This window comes from Wolbachia endosymbiont of Pentalonia nigronervosa, assembly GCF_014534705.1.
Lineage (GTDB): Bacteria > Pseudomonadota > Alphaproteobacteria > Rickettsiales > Anaplasmataceae > Wolbachia.
Genome location: NZ_JACVWV010000017.1, coordinates 1 through 18,934 on the forward strand (window position 1 = coordinate 1; position 18,934 = coordinate 18,934).

Here is an 18,934-nt window from a genome sequence, read left to right on the forward strand (position 1 = left end):
CTGTTCGCCCTATCCACATCACTGCTGCTATGAACTTTCTGTTGTCCTTTGCACTCCTTCCACTATCCCCTTTCTTTCCGGGTAAACTCTCCTTTATCCTTTCCCATTGCTTATCTTTTAAGTCGTATAACATCCTTAGCTTCTCTCAAAAATTGTTATTATAACTCCTTTCTTTTTGAATGTCTACACTACCTAGGTTAAGAAGTGACTATATGCCACCTATAATTACTACAAATGTGCAATATGAATCACTAATAATGAAAGATTTACAACATATTACACAAGAATATAAGATAATTCTAGAACCAGTGAAAATAGGAACGGCAGCAGCGATATTGACTGCAGCACTTCTCTGCGATGAAGATGAAGTTATGTTGATTCTACCTTCAGATCATTTTATAGGTAATCTGGATAATTTTTACACTTCTATCGACAAAGCATCTGAGATAGCTTGTAAAACTAATGCTATAGTCACTTTTGGAGTAAAACCTTGTAAATTTAATTCTGAATATGGTTATATCGATGCTCTTTATGATAGCGACAAGAAGTATCATATAGTTCAACGTTTTTTAGAGAAGCCTGCATATGAACTAAGTAATGATCATTATTGGAACTCAGGCATTTTTGTTTTTAAAGCAAAACGCTATATAGATGAAGTCAAGAAATTTGCCCCGAACCTTTATAAATTATGCTACAATAGTGTAAAGCATTTTATCCCACAAGAAAAATTTCTTTATCTTAAACAGCAGGACTTCGAAGGAATTGAAAGCATATCTATTGATCATTTAATTATGGAGAAGGTAAAGAATATAGCAATGATAGAAGCTAATTTTAATTGGATGGATATTGGCACATGGAATGCAGTTTTAGAGTTGAACAAGAGAAAGAACTGTTTTTTTTTAAGATCAACACTGCATGAGGACAAGGGGTGTTTTTTAGGTAACATGAAACAACTGTCTGAGGTAATAGAGTTGCGAAAAAGATCTATTTCAAGTCAAAGCCTGATGTCATTCATCAATAAGGTTAAAAATATGGCAGTAATTAAAAAAGAGATTAGACCATGGGGATTTTTTGATGTAATTTTGACCGGTGAAAATTTTCTCGTAAAACGCCTTTTTATAGATCCATTGAGTTGTACTTCCAAACAATTCCATAATCATAGAGATGAATACCATATAGTATTATCTGGAATAGGACACATTACCCTAGATGAAAAAATTCATACTGTAGTACAAAATCATCTAATAGAAATTCCGAGGAATGTTGCTCACAGGATTGAGAATAAAAATACAGACTTTCCACTTGAGATAATAGAGTTCCAAATAGGCGAACACTTGTCTGACAGTGATATAGTAAGACTAGATGATATATATGGAAGAACGGCATGAGAAAGAATTGACTATTTTTTGAAAGTAGTATCAAGATTCTTATTTCTTCTCAGCAAAACATAGAAAGCTCCCTTGCCACCATGCTTTTTTGTAGCCTGCTGAAAGTATAAAACCATATAATAAATTTTAGTATCGTTCAACCATTTATGTAGGTTATTTTTTATGGCTCCAACTTTATTTGTTGAATTACCGTGTCCCGTGATTACTAATAAACATCTATTCCCTATTTGATAGTTCTTTATAATAAAATTTACCAACTTGTAATAAGCATCATCTATGTGGCAACCATGCAGATCCAGCTTAGCATCTATGAAATATTCACCTCTATCAACCTTTAATTTCGTGTTATGATCAAGGGAACACGATAAACTAGTATAGGGAGAGCTTTTTTGTGAAAAAAAAGAATGATTACACTTGTTTAGATTCATTTGATAGTCAACATTGGATCTTTTGCGAAGTTCGATTTTTTTTGTTGAAAAAGATGCATCAAATATGTTGTTATGCGTTTCTTCTGAGAATTTCTCATCATGAACGAATTGTGAAGTAGGCTGATTTAAGGTCACCTTTTGACATACTATGGGTTTAACATTTTTTTGCCAATCTAATTCATCAGCAGACATAAATACATTAATGAAACTATATTAATTTTACAGCAATATATAAATATAGTAAAATATTACATGTTTTAATTCAGATAGATATGAAATCATCAAAAATTCATGAGAGTTTTTGGCTATACGGAAAGCATCCATGCATATCAGCACTAAGAAACAAAAATAGACGATGTATAGAACTGTTAGTAACAAAAAGTTCCTATCAACAATATGAAAAAGAGATTATTCAATGCGTAAAGAATCAATCCCTCACAATTAAGACGGTAGAAAATAAAGTATTTGATAGCATTTTACTTAAGGGTGTTAATCACCAAGGAATTGCTTTGAAAGTTACTCCTATTTCTAACTACTTAAATGTTGAGGAGGTAGCTCAAAATTCAACTGATAATTCTACTATTGTGATCTTAGATCAGGTTAACGATACATACAATATAGGGTCAATTTTAAGAACTTCAGCTTGTTTTAATGTTGATGCATTAATTCTGCCTTACAACCATTCACCAAGTGAAAATTCATCTATTGCAAAAGCGGCAAGTGGTGCATTAGAGATTGTGCCATTAATATATGTTGTAAATATAGTAAGTACGATCAAAACTTTGAAAGATTTCGGCTATTGGTGTTATGGATTTGACTGCAATTTTGGAGAGGATATACATGAATTGCCAAAAAAAAGAGTGATTATATTTGGTTCTGAAGAAAAAGGGCTACGAAGGTTAGTTAAGGAGAATTGTGACCAGCTTTTAAAAATACCAATATCAAATAATATTAACAGTTTGAACGTTTCAAATGCAGCAGCAATAGGGTTATACGCTATCACTTCAAAAACTACTAATCATTTATAGTTTGAAAAGTACTGTATTTTCAAGTATAAATAAGTGTCTTTAGAAATATTGTGTGACAATATCAATTTTAGGTGCTGGTGCATGGGGTACAGCAATTGCAGTTTCATTAAGTAGCAAGCAAGGTATAACTTTATGGACGCGCAATAAATCCACATTTAATTCAATAATTGAGAAAAGGGAAAGTGACAAGCTTTCTGGTTGTCTGATTCCTGATAATGTATCAGTAAAATTGGATATAGAAGATACAATCAATAGCGCATTGATAATTATTGCAACTCCTACTCAATCTTTAAGGGGGGTATGCCGGCAATTGCATAATTGCGGAGTGAAGAAGGATATCCCAATAATTATAACTTGCAAGGGAATAGAAAAATCAACGTTAATGCTGACCAGCGAAGTAGTGGAAGAGATTTTACCTGATAACCCTATTGCAGTTTTTTCAGGCCCTAGCTTTGCTATAGAAGTTGCAAAGAAATTACCTTATTCAATGGTTCTTGCGTGTCAGGATGCCACGTTAGGCTTGAAGCTGATATCAGAAATGCAGCATAAAAACGTTAAGCTGCATTTCAGTGAAGACGTTGTCGGAGTGCAAATCTGCGCAGCATTGAAAAATGTTTTTGCCATAGCATGTGGAATTATTTTGGGTAAAAAACTTGGATATAACGCTCACGCAGCATTAATAACAAAAAGTATGGATGAAATCAGAACTCTGTACTTAGCAAAAACTGGTAATAACAATATGGATATTTTATTTGGACCAGCGTGTTTAGGTGACTTAGTTATGACGTGTACGTCCTTAAACTCAAGAAATCTATCTTTTGGATCTAAAATTGGTAGCAGTGATGAACATGATATTCAACAGATCTTACTGGAAAGTAAGTTATTAACCGAAGGTGTCAGTACTGTTCAGTCTGCTTTTCATTTAGCACAAAAATTAGGGGCTCAAATGCCGATATGTGAAGCGATTTATAAGTTATTGTATGAAAATGCCTCTATAGATGACACTATTTCCATTCTTATGAGTTAGTTTTATGAAATTCTTGTACAAATTAATTTCAACCTGGATGCTATCTGGTACGGTAAAAAAAATGCCAGGTACCATAGGTAGCTTAGCATCCTTTCCACTGGTTCCTATTGTATTGAGCAATAAAGTTTTAGGTGTGGTAGTTATCTTTTCATTATTTTTAATAGGGCTGTGGTCTACAGGCAACTATATAAAACATTATCAGGCCTCACATGACCCAAAAGAAGTTGTGATTGATGAAGTAGTTGGTCAATTGCTAACAATATTCTTAGCTTCAATTCTATTACACAGTAAAGCGGCGGATTATTTCTTATTATTGTTATGCTTTTTTTCTTTTAGGTTTTTTGATATAATAAAGGTATGGCCTGCCAGTGTGATTGATAAAAACACCAAAGGTTCTTTGGGGGTTATGTTGGACGACATTGTAGCTGCAGTGTTAGCTTGTATTTTTATAGAGGCAGTTTATTGTTTATTATATGCAGAATAAGAACGTTTGTTACTCAAATCTAGTTACTCAAAACTTGAAGGATTATGTGCTTTATGTAGCAAGTTTATCTCAGTGGGAAGTACATGATGAGTTTGATGGTAGTACATTTATAATTAATGGTACCCGAGAATCCCTGTTTAATTTTGTGTTTTGTGAAACTGAAGTGTCTATACACAAAACTTTAGATTATCTCAGAAAAAGAGATATAGAAGCAACATGGGTACAAATGAAAACAAAAAATTCTTTAGAAAGGTATGGGGTAAAGTATGCTAGCACACCAAAAAAGGCTTTGCTTAACATGAAAAATTATTTTTTACCGGCTGATGTTGTGCCAAATTTGAAGTTTACTATTGTAGATAGTAGTCAGCTCTTAGAGCAGTTAGATTTATGTACTTCTCAAATCTTTCATCATAATATCGGAATTGTTAGTACATTTTTTCGTGGATTACCAAGTGATACCTCGCAGTTAAAATTTTTTCTTGCAACACTAAATGAAAAAATTGTTGGTACATGTGGTATTTATATACAAGGTAACGTGGCAGGTTTTTATAGTGATGGTATTTTACCAATGTATAGAAATCAGGGAATAGGTACTCAAATGGTTTTAGAGAGGATAAAAATGGCTCAGCAATGTAAATGTGAATACATAATAGCACATTGTATGAAACCCTCTGTAAATCTTTATAAGAGGTTAGGGTTTCAGATGTTAGGTAATCTTTACTTGTACATCTCTTCAGCATATAACTCTATGTAGCGGTAACTTACTTAAAAGGTACTATGTTTTTTACATATGAAGCATTTTTAATATTAATATTAATATTATTTTTTCTTTCTTATTCTAGATTAAAGATTGATAATAAAGTTAATGAGCTACAGCATCAAAATATTATAGTTAATAACTTGATTGATACTATGGATGATGGATTTTACATCTGGGATGCAAAGAAGCGTATAGAAAAATTTTCTCCTAATTTATTAATTTCACTCAATACTGTTTTTTACTCGTTTAACGAGTTTATAGATTTTTTTGAACAATCAGAAATCTTAATGAAAAATTTTACTGAAGCAAAAGAGATAAATAAATCTTTTACTCTAGATTTAAAAGCAAAGGATAGCGAAGTTTATTGCATGTGTTATGGTCGTAGTATAATAGACAATGCTAACAAGGTAATAGGTGCATTATTGTGGATAAGAAATGTCTCAGACTATAAGATAAGAGCTAATGAGCTTGAGATAGAAAACAGAAAGTTTGTACAAGAAATAGAAAATTATAAGAATATTTTCAATTCTTTACCTTATCCAATATTCAAATATAACAAACATCGGAAAGTAAAATTTTATAACTTGTTTTATGATAAGTACATAAACAGTTCACAGAGATTAGCCATTACCCGTAATGTTTATAATACAAAACCAGAGAAACATGTCATAACATGTAAGAGTGAACGTAAAATTTTTTCTTTTGCGAAAGCTTCAATACAAGACTCCGATGAAATAGTTGTATATGGACAGGATGTTAGCTATGCAGAGAAATTACATACTGAATTGAATGATTATTTAGTTACACAAAGAAACTTACTTGAAGGGTTGCCGGTTGCTATTGCAATATATAGCAAAAATCAAAAGCTTAAATTTTATAATAATGCTTTCACCAAGGCCTTTCAGTTTGACTCAGATTTTTTGGCATCTCATCCAACTTATCATGAAGTTATGCTCTACCTCTTTGAGTCCAAAAAACTTTTAAAAGAAGAGGATTTCCAAGATATAAGCAAACAAAGACATACTTTATTTAAGGAGTTGATTGGATCGTATAACAATGTGCTGCACTTGACAAATGGAAAATTACTTAGAGTTTTTACTGTACCTTATGCCGCAGAAGGTTTGCTCTTCTCCTATGAAGAAAGCAAAAAACTATAGCCCTTCAGCTGTGGCTTAAAGAATAATTAAAATAAATTGAGATAGAGAATTACTACCAGTCAATTTTTTTATCTTGAGTTTTTATTTGTAGTACAGATACCAGGCTAACTAACGCACAAGCGGTAAGGTAAGCGCCTGCTGAAAGTTTTGTACCTGTTTTTTCTATTAGTAGTGTACATATATAGGGGGAAATACCACCAAAAATTCCTGCAGATATGTTGTTTGCTAAACAGAAACCAGTACATCTGATTTTTGTTGGAAATAGCTCACAAATAAGAGAATTGTATATTCCAAAAGATGCAGCTATTGGTATGCTAGATAACAAAAAGGTAAATATTATGACGTAGTAATTATTATGGGAAAGTAGTGAAAGTACTGGAAGACCTACAAAAGCCAGTATTATTACAATAAGAACCATCATATTTTTTCTTCCAATTTTATCAGATAATGTTGCAAATAACACTGCACATACTCCAAATGTGGTGTCACTTATGATCCTCACTAAATTTTTGATATCAATACCTGATATACTTAATTCTTTCACAGATATGTTATAAAACATTATCATCGAGTAGACGATCGCATTCTGAGCAATACCAAGTCCTATTGCAATAATAAATGGTCTCTTATAACTTTTGATTAATTCTAAAAATGGAGAGCGGGATAAACTTTTATTCTGACTATGTATTTTATATGCTAAACTTTCACTCATTACGTATCTCATCAAGAATCCTATCATCCCCATAAAAAAACAGAAGTGAAAAAGCAATCTCCAACCCCAAATTTCAAAATTTTCACCTGTAAGTTTTTTACAAATAGCTATCATTATAAAACATGTAACAGAACCAAGTGCACCACTGAAAGCTTTTATGCTACCTAAAAACCCTAAGTTTTTTTTATCACTTGAATGTTCTATCAAAAAAGTTGCGTTGATACTTGTTTCTCCTCCTGCTGCTATTCCTTGTGTTATTCTGCATAATAACAATAGTATAGGAGCAAAAATCCCAACATCTTTAAAGCTAGGGATGATTCCAATTGCAGCAGATGATATTGAAACTAATACTACTGATGTAAGTAAAATCTTTTTTCTGCCATACCTATCGCCAACATAACCAAAAATTAACGCGCCCAATGGCCTAAATCCAAAACCAATTGCAAAAGTGATAAGAAAGTGTATTGTACCTACTTCAGATAAAAAAAAGGTACTACTTATTATATGTGTTAAAGATCCAAACAAAGTTAATTCATACCAGACTATCATGTTGCAAATTATGCCTGATAGCACTGCTTTTTGGATATTACTCAATTTCTTACCCACTATACGACGCCTCTGATTAGCGTCTTCACCTTATAGTCATCATATAAAGTAAAGACACTATACAAAAGCGGTATTACACTATTTATTTTCTTCCTGATTATCAATGTCTTGATAATCAGAGTCAACCACTTTTTCTTCTTCACTATTTGCTGATGAAGAATCACTGCCGGCAGTATCTTGTTGTGATGAATTATACATTGCTTCTCCAAGCTTCATAGCAGCTTGAGAAAGGTTAGTAACTTTCTGCTGTATTGAATCAGCATCATCAATATTGTCAGATTTACGCGCTTCTTTTAATTCATTAATTACATGTTCAATCGCAGATTTCTCCTCAGATGAAACTTTATCACCATACTCCTGCAACGACTTTTCTGTAGAATGAATTAAACTATCTGCACTATTCTTTACCTCAATGAACTTTTTACGTTTTTCATCTTCTGGTCCTTTTGCTTCAGCTTCTTTTACCATTTGATTTATTTCATCATCAGATAAACCACCTGAAGATTGAATACGTATTTTTTGTTCTTTTCCAGTTGCCTTATCCTTTGCAGAAACATGTGCTATTCCATTTGCATCTATGTCAAATGTCACTTCAATTTGTGGCCTTCCTCGTGGGGCAGGAGGTATACCTTCCAAACTAAATTGGCCAAGTAATTTATTGTCAACTGCAACTTTTCTTTCACCTTGATATACCTTAATTGTAACAGCTGTTTGGCTGTCCTCTGCGGTTGAAAATACCTGAGATTTTTTTGTAGGAATGGTAGTGTTGCGCTCAATGAGTGGAGTAAATACTCCTCCTAAAGTCTCAATACCAAGAGAAAGTGGAGTGACATCAAGTAACAATACATCCCTTACATCACCTTGAATAATTCCCGCTTGTATTGCCGCGCCAATTGCTACAACTTCATCAGGATTCACTCCCCTGTGTGGGTCTTTACCAAAAAATGCTTTAACCTTATCTATTACTTTCGGCATGCGCGTCATACCACCAACTAACACTACTTCTCCAATTTCATTTGCAGATAAACCAGCATCTTCAAGGGCTTTTTTACAAGGAGCAATAGTTCTTTCAATTAAATCATTAACCAAGTTATCAAGTTTTGCTCTTGTTAATTTCATATTCAAATGTTTAGGACCACTTGCATCTGCTGTAATGAATGGTAGGTTTACATCCGTTTCCATTGTGCTTGACAGTTCGATTTTTGCTTTTTCAGCGGCTTCTTTTATCCTTTGCATAGCCATTGGATCATTTTTCAAATCAATCCCATTACTTTTCTTAAATTCATCAAGTAAATGGTTTACTACAGCGTTATCAAAGTCTTCACCACCTAGATGAGTGTCACCGTTTGTAGCCTTGACTTCAAAAACTCCATCACCTATCTCGAGTATTGAAACATCAAACGTACCACCACCAAGGTCGTACACTACTATTGTATGTCCATGTTTTTTATCGAGACCATAAGCAAGTGCAGCAGCAGTAGGTTCGTTCACTATTCTTAGAACATTTAATCCAGCAATTTTTCCTGCATCTTTTGTTGCTTGGCGTTGAGAGTCATTAAAGTATGCAGGTACTGTTATTACGGCATCTTTTACTTCTTCTCCAAGATAAGCTTCTGCTGCTTCTTTGAGATTTTGCAAGATGAACGCACCAATTTGGCTAGGAGAATATTCCTTATTATCAGTTGTCTTGACCCATGCATCACCACTCTTTGCTGCAAATACTTTATATGGCACACTTAGATTCTTCATTTCAGCATCACTGTGTTGGCGCCCTATTAACCTCTTAGTGGCAAAAAAAGTGTTACTAGCATTAGTTGTTGCTTGCCTTTTTGCTGGAGCACCAATTAACTTCTCCCCTGATGAAGTAAATGCTACTACAGACGGAGTAGTTCTTGCCCCCTCCTTATTATCTATTACTTTAGTATCCTTACCTTGCATTATTGCAACACAAGAATTTGTTGTTCCGAGATCTATACCTATTGCTCTTCCCATAATAAATACTCCCTTAAATTGCTGACATATAAAACATATAAGTATACAATCGATGAATTACAAGCCCTATAATTAGTTAATTACTGGAATTTAAAAGACGTGAAAGCCATCTAGTCAACCAAAAATTGCCAACTTTCCCCTGTAACTTTTGAGATTGGTTAGTACTATGACTATCCTCATTACTCTCAAATTGATAACCAAAATTTCTTAATGGCTTATTTATTTCTGAGTGACCATTCAAGTCACCCTGTGTTAAAGTAAATGCATTTGCATCTAAACTATTATCAACAGCAACATTCAATATAACATTAAATTCTTTTTCTATTGTTAAAATAGTACTACGTTTACTATTAAAAATATGTGCTATCACTTCACCATGTGCTATTAAATCAACCGTGATACCTCGATTTTTATTTGCAAGGTGTTGTAAATCTCTCAGTATAGATGCAGCAATTACTTCATTAGATTTTACTCTGCCAATTCCTTTACAGTGCAAGCACTCTGTAGTATTGACTTCTTGTATGTTAGGCTTAATTCTTTGCCTTGAAAGGACCATTAAACCAAAATCATTTATGTAGCTAAATTGAACCTTAGCTTTATCATCCCTAAAAGCCTGCCGTACTGCAGACTCAACAGCTCTACAATACTGATATCTTACCATATCAATAAAGTCGATTACTATTAAACCTGATAGACCTCTTAAATTTACTTGTCTTGAGATTTCAGGTACTGCTTCCATATTAGTTCTATAAGCTGTTTCCTCTATACTACCTTCTCCTGTCATCTTTCCAGAATTTACATCTATTGAAACAAATGCTTCAGTTGGAGTTATGATTAGAGACCCACCGGATGGAAGTTTAACCCTATTACTATATAACTCGGAAATTTGGTCCTCAACTGCATGGTAAGTGAACATAGGAACAGAACCTCTATATAACCTAGAACGTAATCTACTGCCTTTCAACGCATTTTTAGTATATTGTTTCACTGTTTCAAAAGCTTCTTTTCCAGATACTATGATTTCCACATTATTACTACAGAAATCGCGAATAGATCTCATAATTATATCTGCTTCGTTATAAACTAATAATGGTACATTTATAGATGAAGCATTTTTCTGAATATTTTGCCACAAAGAATATAGATAATTGTAGTCATGATCTATTTCTCTTTTACTTTTACCTGCACCTACAGTCCTTATTATTAAAGCAGACTTTTTTGGTAAATTTATTGTGTTTAATATCTCCCTCAATTGTTTTTTAATATTAGGATCTTCAATTCTGCGTGATACTCCACCTTTACTCATGGAATTCGGCATCAAAACACAATACCTACCTACCAATGTTATATATGTTGTGAATGATGCTCCCTTATTACCCCGCTCCTCTTTGGTAAGCTGAACTAATATCTTTTGATTTACAGAAATAACATCCTGCAGTTTATATTTTTTATATACTGGTATCTCTTTTATAAAAGTATTTCCAGATTCATTATGGCATTTACTAACACTGTTATTTGTAGCATTTGAAGAATCACCAGCATCATTTTCTTCTGTACAATGATCACTTGTATAACTTTCAAAGAGAGCTTCCTTTTCTTTTTCTGGAATATTAAAATAATCTAAGGATATTTCAGAAAAAGGTAAAAATCCCTGCTTATTTTTACCATACTCAATAAATACCGCTTGCAAGGAGGGTTCTATACGCTTAATATAAGCAACATATATATTACCTCTTAGTTGTTTCCTTCCTTTGAATTCTTGTTCAAATTCAACAACTTTATTATTGACTGATAAGGCAACTCTTATTTCATCAGAACATATAGAACTTTCTATTAGTAGTAATTTTTTACCATTATCTGCCACTTATACACCATTTATTTTTAACAAAATCATTTATCTTAGATAATTATTATACTACATAGATACGCTGTGGATTGTCAAGAATTTTGAAGTTATAGTTCTCTAATAATAGTAAAAAGAAGATGAGATAGGAATTTATGATGAGAGGGAGGCAGAAGCATATAGCTATGATTGAAAAAAAAAGCCATTAGACCTCTTGCAAAACCTATTTCTGACGGCAATTTTGTTGTCAAAATTGCCTACGCTCCTCAAATACATCTAAGTATTCTGCGGTGCTCGCCGGCGTTTCTCCTAAAACGTTTCTCGTCATAAATCGGTTTTGCAAGAGGTCTATTCAGACGTTGGATGAGGGAAAGAGTAAAATAGGGGTGGCAAAAAATTGGTATTATAGCGTTTCTATCTGCTCTTTACTTTTACAGTGCTGAACAGATATAGAATAAGAGTGACAAATAGCTGTAGCTAAAGCATCAGCAGCGTGATGACATTTTATATCTGCATTCTTAACTATTTGTTTTACCATAAATATAACCTGATTTTTGTCAGCATGACCATTTCCAGTGATACTTTTTTTTATGTAATTTGCATCATACTCATTTATAGGCATTTCTGCCATTTTTAGTGCCAAAATGGCGACTCCTCTTGCATATCCTAAAGTAAGTGAAGATTTGGGGTTTTTGTTAATAAAAATTTTTTCTATTGCACCTTCCTCAGGTGAGTATAGAGATATTATCTTTTGTAATTGATCAAAAATTATATGCAAACGTTTGCCTATATCTTGCTTGCTATCCGTTGATATAGTACCGCTGCTTAAAAATTTAATGCTACCTTTGTTACTAATAATAGCCCAACCGGTTTTATTTATTCCTGGATCAAGACCTATTATTTTAACCACTAGATGCTTAACCAATAAATGAAGATGAATAAAAAGAGCCAAACTACATCTACAAAGTGCCAATACCAGGCAGCAAATTCAAAGCATAGATGATCTTGAGGCGTAAGATGACCTTTCAATGCTCTAAATAAACACACTGCTAGGAATATTATTCCTATTATAACATGTGCGCAGTGAAACCCAGTAATCACATAAAAATTGGATATATAAATTAACTTTTCCCCAGTTTCTTTTAAGGAAAAGCTTGCTTCATGATACTCAATAGCCTGTACTATTATAAAAAAGACACCAATTAATATGGTAATGAACAACATATTAATTGTGCTTTTCTTATTATTTTCAAGCAAGAAATGATGTGCTGATGTAAGTGTTGTACCTGAAAGTAGTAGTATTAACGTATTCATAAATGGTAAAGACCATGGATCAGGAGGTGAAATTCCTTCAGGAGGCCACGGGACTTTTTTTGTCGGAGAAAACTCTGCAAATAAAAATACTGGATCAAGCCAAGCTTTAAAGAACGAGCAGAAAAATGCTATAAAAAATATTACCTCTGAAAAAATAAATAAGTACATTGCAGTTCTGAGCCCATGCTTCACAATGTAAGTATGACATTTATCATAAATAGCTTCTCTTATTACATCTCTCCACCAATAAAAGAGTACCCCCGATACTGCAGTAATACCCAAAATTAAAGCAAATACTCCAAAAGGTTGCTTGTGGATTGTGCTAACTAATCCTAATACAAAAATAAGAATTGCAGCTGATATAGCAATTGGCCAAGGACTTGGATCCACTAAGTGAAAATCATGTTCTTTACTTTTCATCTGTTTTTAAAGTGAATTTATATATGTTAAGGATATAAATTAGCTAGAGATTGTCAACTAAGTGGTGGTTAAGAGAAGTATCTGAGTGCATTTTCAAATATAAGCATTCCATCACCATACGTTGGTATAGCGACTTTTGAGCGCTTGCATTTTTCTTTTTCTAGAGACCAGTTGTCCTGTTGAGTAAAAAATATAGCTCTTTCCGGATGAGGCATCAAAGCTAACACCTTGCCACTTTTGTCTGATAAAGCTGCTAAATCATATACTGATCCATTGGGATTATGAGGGAATTGCAGATTGGCATACTCGCCATAGTCATTAATATAACGTAATACTGTGGAACCGTTTGCAATTAATTGCTCTAAAGTACTATGATTCATGACAAACTTACCTTCTCCATGGGCAACTGGAAGATACAGTTCATTTAGATCACGTAACCAAATAGAATTACTGTTTGGGCTAACCTTAACTTTAATCCAGCGACATTGGTAATTACCTATATCGTTATGAGTTAGTGCTAAATCAGAAAATTCTGGAATAAGCCTGACTAATATTTGGCAGCCATTGCATATTCCTATAGTGAGTTTATCCTGAGATAAAAATTCTTGCAATTCATCCAATAAATTGTTTTTTATACGTAAAGCAAATGCATTGCCCGCGCCAGTGTCGTCACCATAAGAAAAACCTCCTGGAATTGCCAGGATGTTACTTGACTTCAATTCATTTGGATTATCTATAATTTCATTAATGTGAACAATTTTAACCTTAACATTATTGATGCCAAGTTTTTTGCTGCATTCTACAAATGCAAATGCAGTCTCTTTTTCACAATTTAAACCGTAGCCAGATAGGACAATAATTTTCATGAATTAAAAATTAAAAAATTCAAATTTTCTTTTTACAAAATTTGCTATTAAATTTAATGCAAACAACATTAATAATAAAGCTATAATAGCAATGGCGGCAAGCTCTATAAATGCAATTTCAGGACTGCTTGACCATATGTATATTTGTACAGGTAACACAGTTGCAGGATCAAAAAGTGATCGTGGTGTATCAGCAATAAATGCCACCATGCCTATCATCAGTAAAGGTGAAGATTCACCTAAAATTCTTGCAATTGCAAGAACAGCGCCATGTATTATTCTTGGTAATGCTATCGGTAAAGAGTGGTCTAATATAACTTTAATGTGAGGTGCACCAAGGGCAAAGGCTGCATCTTTTATTGTGATTGGAACATTTGCAAAAGCATCTTTTGTTGCAATGATAATATTAGGTAACATCATAAATGAAAGAGTCATTCCCCCAACAAGTGGTGAAGATCGTGGTAATCCGAATATACTAAGATATAGAGTTAAACCCACTACGCCAAATATTATCGAGGGAACTGCAGCAAGATTATTGATACTAATTTCAACAATGTGAGTTATTAGACTATTTTTAGGCATAAATTCATAAAGGTAAATGCCTGACATCACCCCTATTGGTAAGGCTAACCCTAGACATACTATGATCGTCATCAATGAACCAATCAATGCTCCTAAAATTCCTGCATTTTCGGGTTCACGAGAGTCAGACTGAAAGAACAAGGATTTATTAAAAAATTTTTTTACTCTTCCTTTTTCTTTCAACCAGTTGAGCAATTTAGTGTAATGGTCATCTGCATACTTACCCTTATTTATTGAATTGATTACGCTTGATGCAGTAAACCAGATTTCAGTAGATCTCTTTCGAAACTCAATTTCTGATGGCAATTTTGTTGTCAAAGTTGATCTACGCTCCTCAAATACATCCTGCGGTGCTTCGCTTGCACTTCTCCTCTTACCATAAATCGGTTTCGAAAGAGATCTAATGTGTTTTCTTCCCTGCTGGATCAGTTCTTTATAAGCATTACGGCTTAAAATTTCATCACTACTTTTAAAGTCAGTACCTTGAAATACTTCGTGTAGAGAATTTTTGAGTAGATCAATAGACTTGGAACGCAAATCACGTGGATTGTCTATTGAAAAAAAACTCTCATTTACTTCTACTGGCAACAAAACTTTTGTAACCATTAAAGCACTGTAAGAGTTTACCAATATGCTTAATAGTATACATATAGGACAACCAAGAGATATTACTAATGCTGTGAAAGAACAAAAGCGCAGCATATGATTTCTTTTATTCTTCCTTTTTATACGGACATGTGCACGTTTAGACTTAAGCAACTTGAGGAACTTTTTTTTTACACTCATTTTGTGCTGTTTATTTTAAAATTCTTCTTTTTATCATATAACGCTAGCATTTGTCGGCACATTAAATTAGTACTCCCGTTACACTTACTTAACTTTTTTACTTCTATAACTAGTACGTTCCTTAATTCTGGCAGCTTTTCCAAATAACTTACACAGATAATATAGCTTAGCTCTACGTACCTTACCTTTTCTTGTCACTTCCACTGAAACCACTGCAGGGGAATAAACAAAAAATTGAGAGAGTATGCTTTCCCCATGGCTTACTTTTCTGACTGTGAAGGAAGAGTGTAACCCGCGATTTCTTTTTGATATGCATACACCTTCAAATGTTTGCATACGTTCACTTGCACCATCGACCACCTTAAAAATAACTTTTAAGTCATCACCGGGACGAAATTCTGGCATTTCTTTTGCCAATGTTGCCATTTGTTGTTTGTTAAATTTTTCAAGTAAATTTGTCATTTTTATCTCCATTTAATAATTCAGGCCTGCGCTTTTTTGTTATAAGCTGAGACTGCTTCTGTCTCCAACCATTTATTTTTCCATGATTACCAGATAACAATACTTCAGGCACTTTATATTCTCTCCACTGTTCAGGTCTAGTATATTGAGGATATTCAAGTATTCCACCATTATAACTAAAACTTTCTTCAGCAAGACTGTTAAGATTATTTATTACGCCCGGAAGAAGCCTAATACAAGCATCTAGCATTACCATTGCAGCTGGTTCTCCTCCTGAAAGTACATAATCTCCAATACTTAACTCATAAGGAGTATATGCATCTATTATCCTTTGGTCAATACCTTCGAATCTACCACATATTATTGTAACGTGTGAAAATGCTATCAGCTCTTTAGCAATGTGCTGATTGAACTGTGTACCAGATGGCGTCATATAGATAAGTTTAGTACTTGTGTGGGTGGAAAGTACGCTGTCTACTGCGCTGCCTAGCACATCAGGACGCATAACCATACCTGCTCCACCTCCGTATGGAACATCATCTACTGTAGAATGTTTATCTTTGGCAAAAGAGCGAATGTTCACTATATCCAGGCTCCAAACCTTTTCCTTTAATGCTTTTCCTGCAAGAGAATAACCCAGAGACCCAGGAAACATTTCTGGAAATATAGTTAATACTGTAACGTTGAACATAAATTCTAGTAAGATGAGCGGTAAGTTGCTACTATATTTATAGATTATAGATAGTTAAATTAAGCATGTCATCAGGAAAAGTAATATACGAAGGTAAAGCGAAATCAATTATTACGACTGCAGATCCGTCAATTGTTATACAGCACTTTAAAGATGATGTTACAGCTTTTAACAAGGAAAAGCATGAAATTATTCAAGGTAAGGGCATAATCAACAATCATATCAGTGCTTTCATCATGAGTGAACTTGGGAGCAAGCAGATAAATACGCACTTCATAAAAATTTTAAATGATAGGGAACAACTAGTTAAAAAGCTCAAAATAATACCTCTTGAAGTGGTAGTAAGAAACATTGCTGCAGGGAGTTTCTGTAAGCGTTTTAATATAAAAGAAGGTGAAGAGCTTAAATATCCTATAGTTGAGTTTTTTTATAAGAATGATGACCTTGCTGATCCAATGGTCACTGAAAACCATATACTCTATTTTAATTGGCTATCTAATAAAGAGATGGAGGAGGTGCAGTCTATAGCATTAAAGGTCAATGAGCTCCTAACTGCCTTATTTTCAAGTGTAGAGATAAATTTAGTTGATTTTAAATTAGAGTTTGGCAGATTGATGGACTTGAATGAAAGAATAGTCTTAGCTGATGAGATTAGTCCTGATAACTGCAGGTTATGGGATAAAAACACTAATGAAAAATTGGACAAAGATGTTTTTCGTTTGGGGTTGGGTGACTTAAAGGAAACATATTTAGAAATTGCAAACAGACTGCGAATAAAAAAGATACTTGTGTAAAAAGTTCTCTTAAGTTAATCCTTTATTTACTAAATTATTTAATAATTTAATTAAGTTATTAATATTGAGGTAATAAAATGACAACAAGTAAAGATCTTGAGCAGAAATTTGAAAAAGTTTTCAGACATTCTCCTAGCCCATTTTCAGCAGATTTCTCGCTGGAGGACAAAGCTAATTACCTTAAGGCAGGAAATGATATGCTGAAAGCGCAAGCTGCAGAAAAACTTGAAGCGCAAGTCAAGGACATTGCGAGTAAGCAGCAGGAAATAGCAAGAAGGAAAGCAGCTTTTGATAAAGAAACACGTCAAAACTTAGAGAGAATCGATCAAGCAGCGGGAAAAGCTGGTTTATTGAATAATCCAGCAAATAATGATTATGTGGCAAAAAAGCAACCAGAAAAGGATGATACTTCTGCAAAAACAGTTGCTGCAGAAGTAGATAATGGAAATGCTAGCAAAGTACATCAAAAGCAACCAGAAAAGGATGATACTTCTGCAAAAACAGTTGCTCAGAAGGTAGAGAGTGCTAACCCTTCGAGAAAAAGTCAAGCTCAAACTTATCAACAAAGCAGAGAGGCTCGTAAAAAACACTTTGCTGAAAAACAAGAAGCTCGTATTGCAAGAGCACACCAAAATGCAGAGATAATCTATAAAAAAGCAGAAGCTCTTGCTCACAACATAGAAGCTTTTGCTGGAAGAGTATATAACAAACTAGGGAAACTCAATTCAGAACTAAATGAGCTGCAACCTGAAGAAAAAGCTCGCGCTGAAAAAATACGTCAAAAAATAGAGAGAATCGAGAAAAAAGCAAATGATTTAGGTTTATTGGATAACCCAGAAATTAATGCTGCTCTTGCTGAAAAAACACACCAAAGAATAGAGAGACTCGAGAAAAAAGCAGAAGGTTTATTGGATAACCCAAAAGAGAATCTTGATCTTGCTAACAGAGTACAAAAAAAACTAGGGGAACTCAATGCAACATTAGAGGTGATAGATAAACAACAAGCAAAAGCTCCGGATTTATCGAAGAGTTTAGGTGAAGCAGAATCTCAAGAAAGCTCACAAGAAGATAAAGGCTTGTTCAATAGGGTGATTCAATTTGTACAAAGAATGTTCAGAAATGTGCTAACAGAAGTGATTAACGATTATAGAGCTAAGAATAGTGTAGCTGTTCATGGTAATACACAGAATAATCAAGGCAAAAGTGACATTAGAATGGTTCAGGGTGGTAGCAACATTGTTTATAATACTTCTTTTGTGCGTATAAATAAACAGGAACTTCCCCTAGAACCAGGACAAGACTTTCATCATCAGAGTAATGGTGTTGATATTCGTATTACATACAATACACAGAAAACTGTTCCAGCGATGAATCTTAACATCAATGGTACAGAGTGTACTAGGTAGTGTCGACATTTATTTTAACCAAAGATATATAGAAGCAATATGGACAAAAGATAAGAAAGAAATAGCTAATTTATCATAACGAGTAGCAACCCTACGAAAATTCTTGAGTTTATTGAACATTCTTTCGATGAGATTTCTCTCTTTATAAAGCTCTTTATCGTATTCTCTTGGTGTTTTTCTATTGGAAC

18 protein-coding genes and 1 pseudogene are annotated in these 18,934 nt (G+C 33.7%); 8 read left to right on the forward strand and 11 right to left on the reverse strand.

Annotation, left to right across the window (positions count from 1 at the left end; all coding sequences use genetic code 11):
- Window positions 1-182: 182 nt before the first annotated feature.
- Window positions 183-1,388, forward strand: a pseudogene (locus IC220_RS02930) (sugar phosphate nucleotidyltransferase); the annotation flags it as partial.
- Between the two features lie 11 nt (window positions 1,389-1,399).
- Here IC220_RS02930 and IC220_RS02935 read toward each other — a convergent pair.
- The gene (locus IC220_RS02935; protein ID WP_223158752.1) at window positions 1,400-2,008 is read right to left on the reverse strand and encodes a Smr/MutS family protein; all 609 of its coding nucleotides are present in this window, start codon (window positions 2,006-2,008) and stop codon (window positions 1,400-1,402) included.
- An 80-nt stretch (window positions 2,009-2,088) separates the two neighbouring features.
- Between IC220_RS02935 and rlmB the strand changes: the two genes are divergently transcribed.
- The 5 genes from rlmB to IC220_RS02960 are packed head-to-tail and all read left to right on the forward strand — an operon-like array spanning window position 2,089 to window position 6,272.
- Complete coding sequence (rlmB, locus tag IC220_RS02940) at window positions 2,089-2,844, forward strand: 23S rRNA (guanosine(2251)-2'-O)-methyltransferase RlmB (RefSeq protein ID WP_188153098.1); 756 nt, start codon at window positions 2,089-2,091, stop codon at window positions 2,842-2,844.
- 52 nt (window positions 2,845-2,896) lie between these two features.
- On the forward strand, window positions 2,897-3,871 hold the full coding sequence (locus tag IC220_RS02945) for an NAD(P)H-dependent glycerol-3-phosphate dehydrogenase (protein ID WP_188153099.1): 975 nt from the start codon (window positions 2,897-2,899) through the stop codon (window positions 3,869-3,871).
- A gap of 4 nt (window positions 3,872-3,875) precedes the next feature.
- Window positions 3,876-4,355: a phosphatidylglycerophosphatase A family protein gene (locus IC220_RS02950; protein ID WP_188153100.1), complete on the forward strand. Its 480-nt coding sequence runs from the start codon at window positions 3,876-3,878 to the stop codon at window positions 4,353-4,355.
- A complete protein-coding gene (locus IC220_RS02955) occupies window positions 4,345-5,109 on the forward strand; it encodes a GNAT family N-acetyltransferase (RefSeq protein WP_188153101.1) in 765 nt (254 codons plus the stop codon). Before IC220_RS02950 ends, IC220_RS02955 begins: the two co-directional genes overlap by 11 nt.
- Before the next feature lie 23 nt (window positions 5,110-5,132).
- Window positions 5,133-6,272, forward strand: a complete 1,140-nt coding sequence (locus IC220_RS02960) for a transcriptional regulator (RefSeq protein WP_188153102.1) — start codon at window positions 5,133-5,135, stop codon at window positions 6,270-6,272.
- A 52-nt stretch (window positions 6,273-6,324) separates the two neighbouring features.
- Here the strand turns inward: IC220_RS02960 and IC220_RS02965 are convergent, their stop codons facing one another.
- The 9 genes from IC220_RS02965 to trmD all read right to left on the reverse strand — a co-directional run bounded on the left by IC220_RS02965 (window position 6,325) and on the right by trmD (window position 16,546).
- Window positions 6,325-7,578 carry an MFS transporter gene (locus IC220_RS02965; protein WP_188153103.1) on the reverse strand — a complete coding sequence of 418 codons (1,254 nt, stop codon included), beginning with the start codon at window positions 7,576-7,578 and terminating at the stop codon, window positions 6,325-6,327.
- A gap of 90 nt (window positions 7,579-7,668) precedes the next feature.
- The gene (dnaK, locus tag IC220_RS02970) at window positions 7,669-9,582 is read right to left on the reverse strand and encodes a molecular chaperone DnaK (RefSeq protein WP_188153104.1); all 1,914 of its coding nucleotides are present in this window, start codon (window positions 9,580-9,582) and stop codon (window positions 7,669-7,671) included.
- 76 nt (window positions 9,583-9,658) lie between these two features.
- Window positions 9,659-11,446, reverse strand: coding sequence for an Rne/Rng family ribonuclease (locus IC220_RS02975; RefSeq protein WP_188153105.1), 1,788 nt, complete (start codon window positions 11,444-11,446; stop codon window positions 9,659-9,661).
- Window positions 11,447-11,828: 382 nt separating this feature from the next.
- The gene (ruvC, locus tag IC220_RS02980) at window positions 11,829-12,335 is read right to left on the reverse strand and encodes a crossover junction endodeoxyribonuclease RuvC (RefSeq protein WP_188153106.1); all 507 of its coding nucleotides are present in this window, start codon (window positions 12,333-12,335) and stop codon (window positions 11,829-11,831) included.
- On the reverse strand, window positions 12,335-13,159 hold the full coding sequence (locus IC220_RS02985) for a cytochrome c oxidase subunit 3 (RefSeq protein WP_188153107.1): 825 nt from the start codon (window positions 13,157-13,159) through the stop codon (window positions 12,335-12,337). Before IC220_RS02985 ends, ruvC begins: the two co-directional genes overlap by 1 nt.
- A 68-nt stretch (window positions 13,160-13,227) precedes the next feature.
- Window positions 13,228-14,025, reverse strand: coding sequence for a phosphoribosylformylglycinamidine synthase subunit PurQ (locus tag IC220_RS02990; protein ID WP_188153108.1), 798 nt, complete (start codon window positions 14,023-14,025; stop codon window positions 13,228-13,230).
- Between the two features lie 3 nt (window positions 14,026-14,028).
- Window positions 14,029-15,393: a phosphate ABC transporter permease PstA gene (gene pstA / locus IC220_RS02995; protein ID WP_188153109.1), complete on the reverse strand. Its 1,365-nt coding sequence runs from the start codon at window positions 15,391-15,393 to the stop codon at window positions 14,029-14,031.
- 84 nt (window positions 15,394-15,477) lie between these two features.
- Window positions 15,478-15,855 carry a 50S ribosomal protein L19 gene (gene rplS / locus IC220_RS03000; RefSeq protein WP_188153110.1) on the reverse strand — a complete coding sequence of 126 codons (378 nt, stop codon included), beginning with the start codon at window positions 15,853-15,855 and terminating at the stop codon, window positions 15,478-15,480.
- Window positions 15,839-16,546 (reverse strand): tRNA (guanosine(37)-N1)-methyltransferase TrmD, encoded by a 708-nt coding sequence (gene trmD, locus IC220_RS03005; protein WP_188153111.1) that lies wholly within the window; start codon window positions 16,544-16,546, stop codon window positions 15,839-15,841. The genes rplS and trmD overlap by 17 nt, the downstream gene beginning before the upstream one ends.
- Before the next feature lie 65 nt (window positions 16,547-16,611).
- On the opposite strand from trmD, the gene purC reads away from it, so the two are divergent.
- Together purC and IC220_RS03015 are read left to right on the forward strand one after the other, a co-directional pair.
- Window positions 16,612-17,340, forward strand: a complete 729-nt coding sequence (purC, locus tag IC220_RS03010) for a phosphoribosylaminoimidazolesuccinocarboxamide synthase (protein ID WP_188153112.1) — start codon at window positions 16,612-16,614, stop codon at window positions 17,338-17,340.
- A 77-nt stretch (window positions 17,341-17,417) separates the two neighbouring features.
- Window positions 17,418-18,746, forward strand: coding sequence for a hypothetical protein (locus tag IC220_RS03015; protein ID WP_188153113.1), 1,329 nt, complete (start codon window positions 17,418-17,420; stop codon window positions 18,744-18,746).
- A gap of 9 nt (window positions 18,747-18,755) precedes the next feature.
- On the opposite strand, the gene IC220_RS03020 is transcribed toward IC220_RS03015, so the two are convergent.
- Window positions 18,756-18,934, reverse strand: a 179-nt coding sequence (locus tag IC220_RS03020; RefSeq protein ID WP_188152690.1) for a transposase, incomplete at its 5' end; no start/stop codon positions are given.

What these genes read in the sequence shown, in the direction of transcription:
- IC220_RS02935 (WP_223158752.1), bottom strand. Translation starts at nt 2,008, where the DNA reads ATGTCTGCTGATGAATTAGATTGGCAAAAAAATGTTAAACCCATAGTA.
- rlmB (WP_188153098.1), top strand. Translation starts at nt 2,089, where the DNA reads ATGAAATCATCAAAAATTCATGAGAGTTTTTGGCTATACGGAAAGCAT.
- IC220_RS02950 (WP_188153100.1), top strand. Translation starts at nt 3,876, where the DNA reads ATGAAATTCTTGTACAAATTAATTTCAACCTGGATGCTATCTGGTACG.
- IC220_RS02955 (WP_188153101.1), top strand. Translation starts at nt 4,345, where the DNA reads ATGCAGAATAAGAACGTTTGTTACTCAAATCTAGTTACTCAAAACTTG.
- IC220_RS02960 (WP_188153102.1), top strand. Translation starts at nt 5,133, where the DNA reads ATGTTTTTTACATATGAAGCATTTTTAATATTAATATTAATATTATTT.
- dnaK (WP_188153104.1), bottom strand. Translation starts at nt 9,582, where the DNA reads ATGGGAAGAGCAATAGGTATAGATCTCGGAACAACAAATTCTTGTGTT.
- IC220_RS02985 (WP_188153107.1), bottom strand. Translation starts at nt 13,159, where the DNA reads ATGAAAAGTAAAGAACATGATTTTCACTTAGTGGATCCAAGTCCTTGG.
- IC220_RS02990 (WP_188153108.1), bottom strand. Translation starts at nt 14,025, where the DNA reads ATGAAAATTATTGTCCTATCTGGCTACGGTTTAAATTGTGAAAAAGAG.
- pstA (WP_188153109.1), bottom strand. Translation starts at nt 15,393, where the DNA reads ATGAGTGTAAAAAAAAAGTTCCTCAAGTTGCTTAAGTCTAAACGTGCA.
- rplS (WP_188153110.1), bottom strand. Translation starts at nt 15,855, where the DNA reads ATGACAAATTTACTTGAAAAATTTAACAAACAACAAATGGCAACATTG.
- trmD (WP_188153111.1), bottom strand. Translation starts at nt 16,546, where the DNA reads ATGTTCAACGTTACAGTATTAACTATATTTCCAGAAATGTTTCCTGGG.
- purC (WP_188153112.1), top strand. Translation starts at nt 16,612, where the DNA reads ATGTCATCAGGAAAAGTAATATACGAAGGTAAAGCGAAATCAATTATT.
- IC220_RS03015 (WP_188153113.1), top strand. Translation starts at nt 17,418, where the DNA reads ATGACAACAAGTAAAGATCTTGAGCAGAAATTTGAAAAAGTTTTCAGA.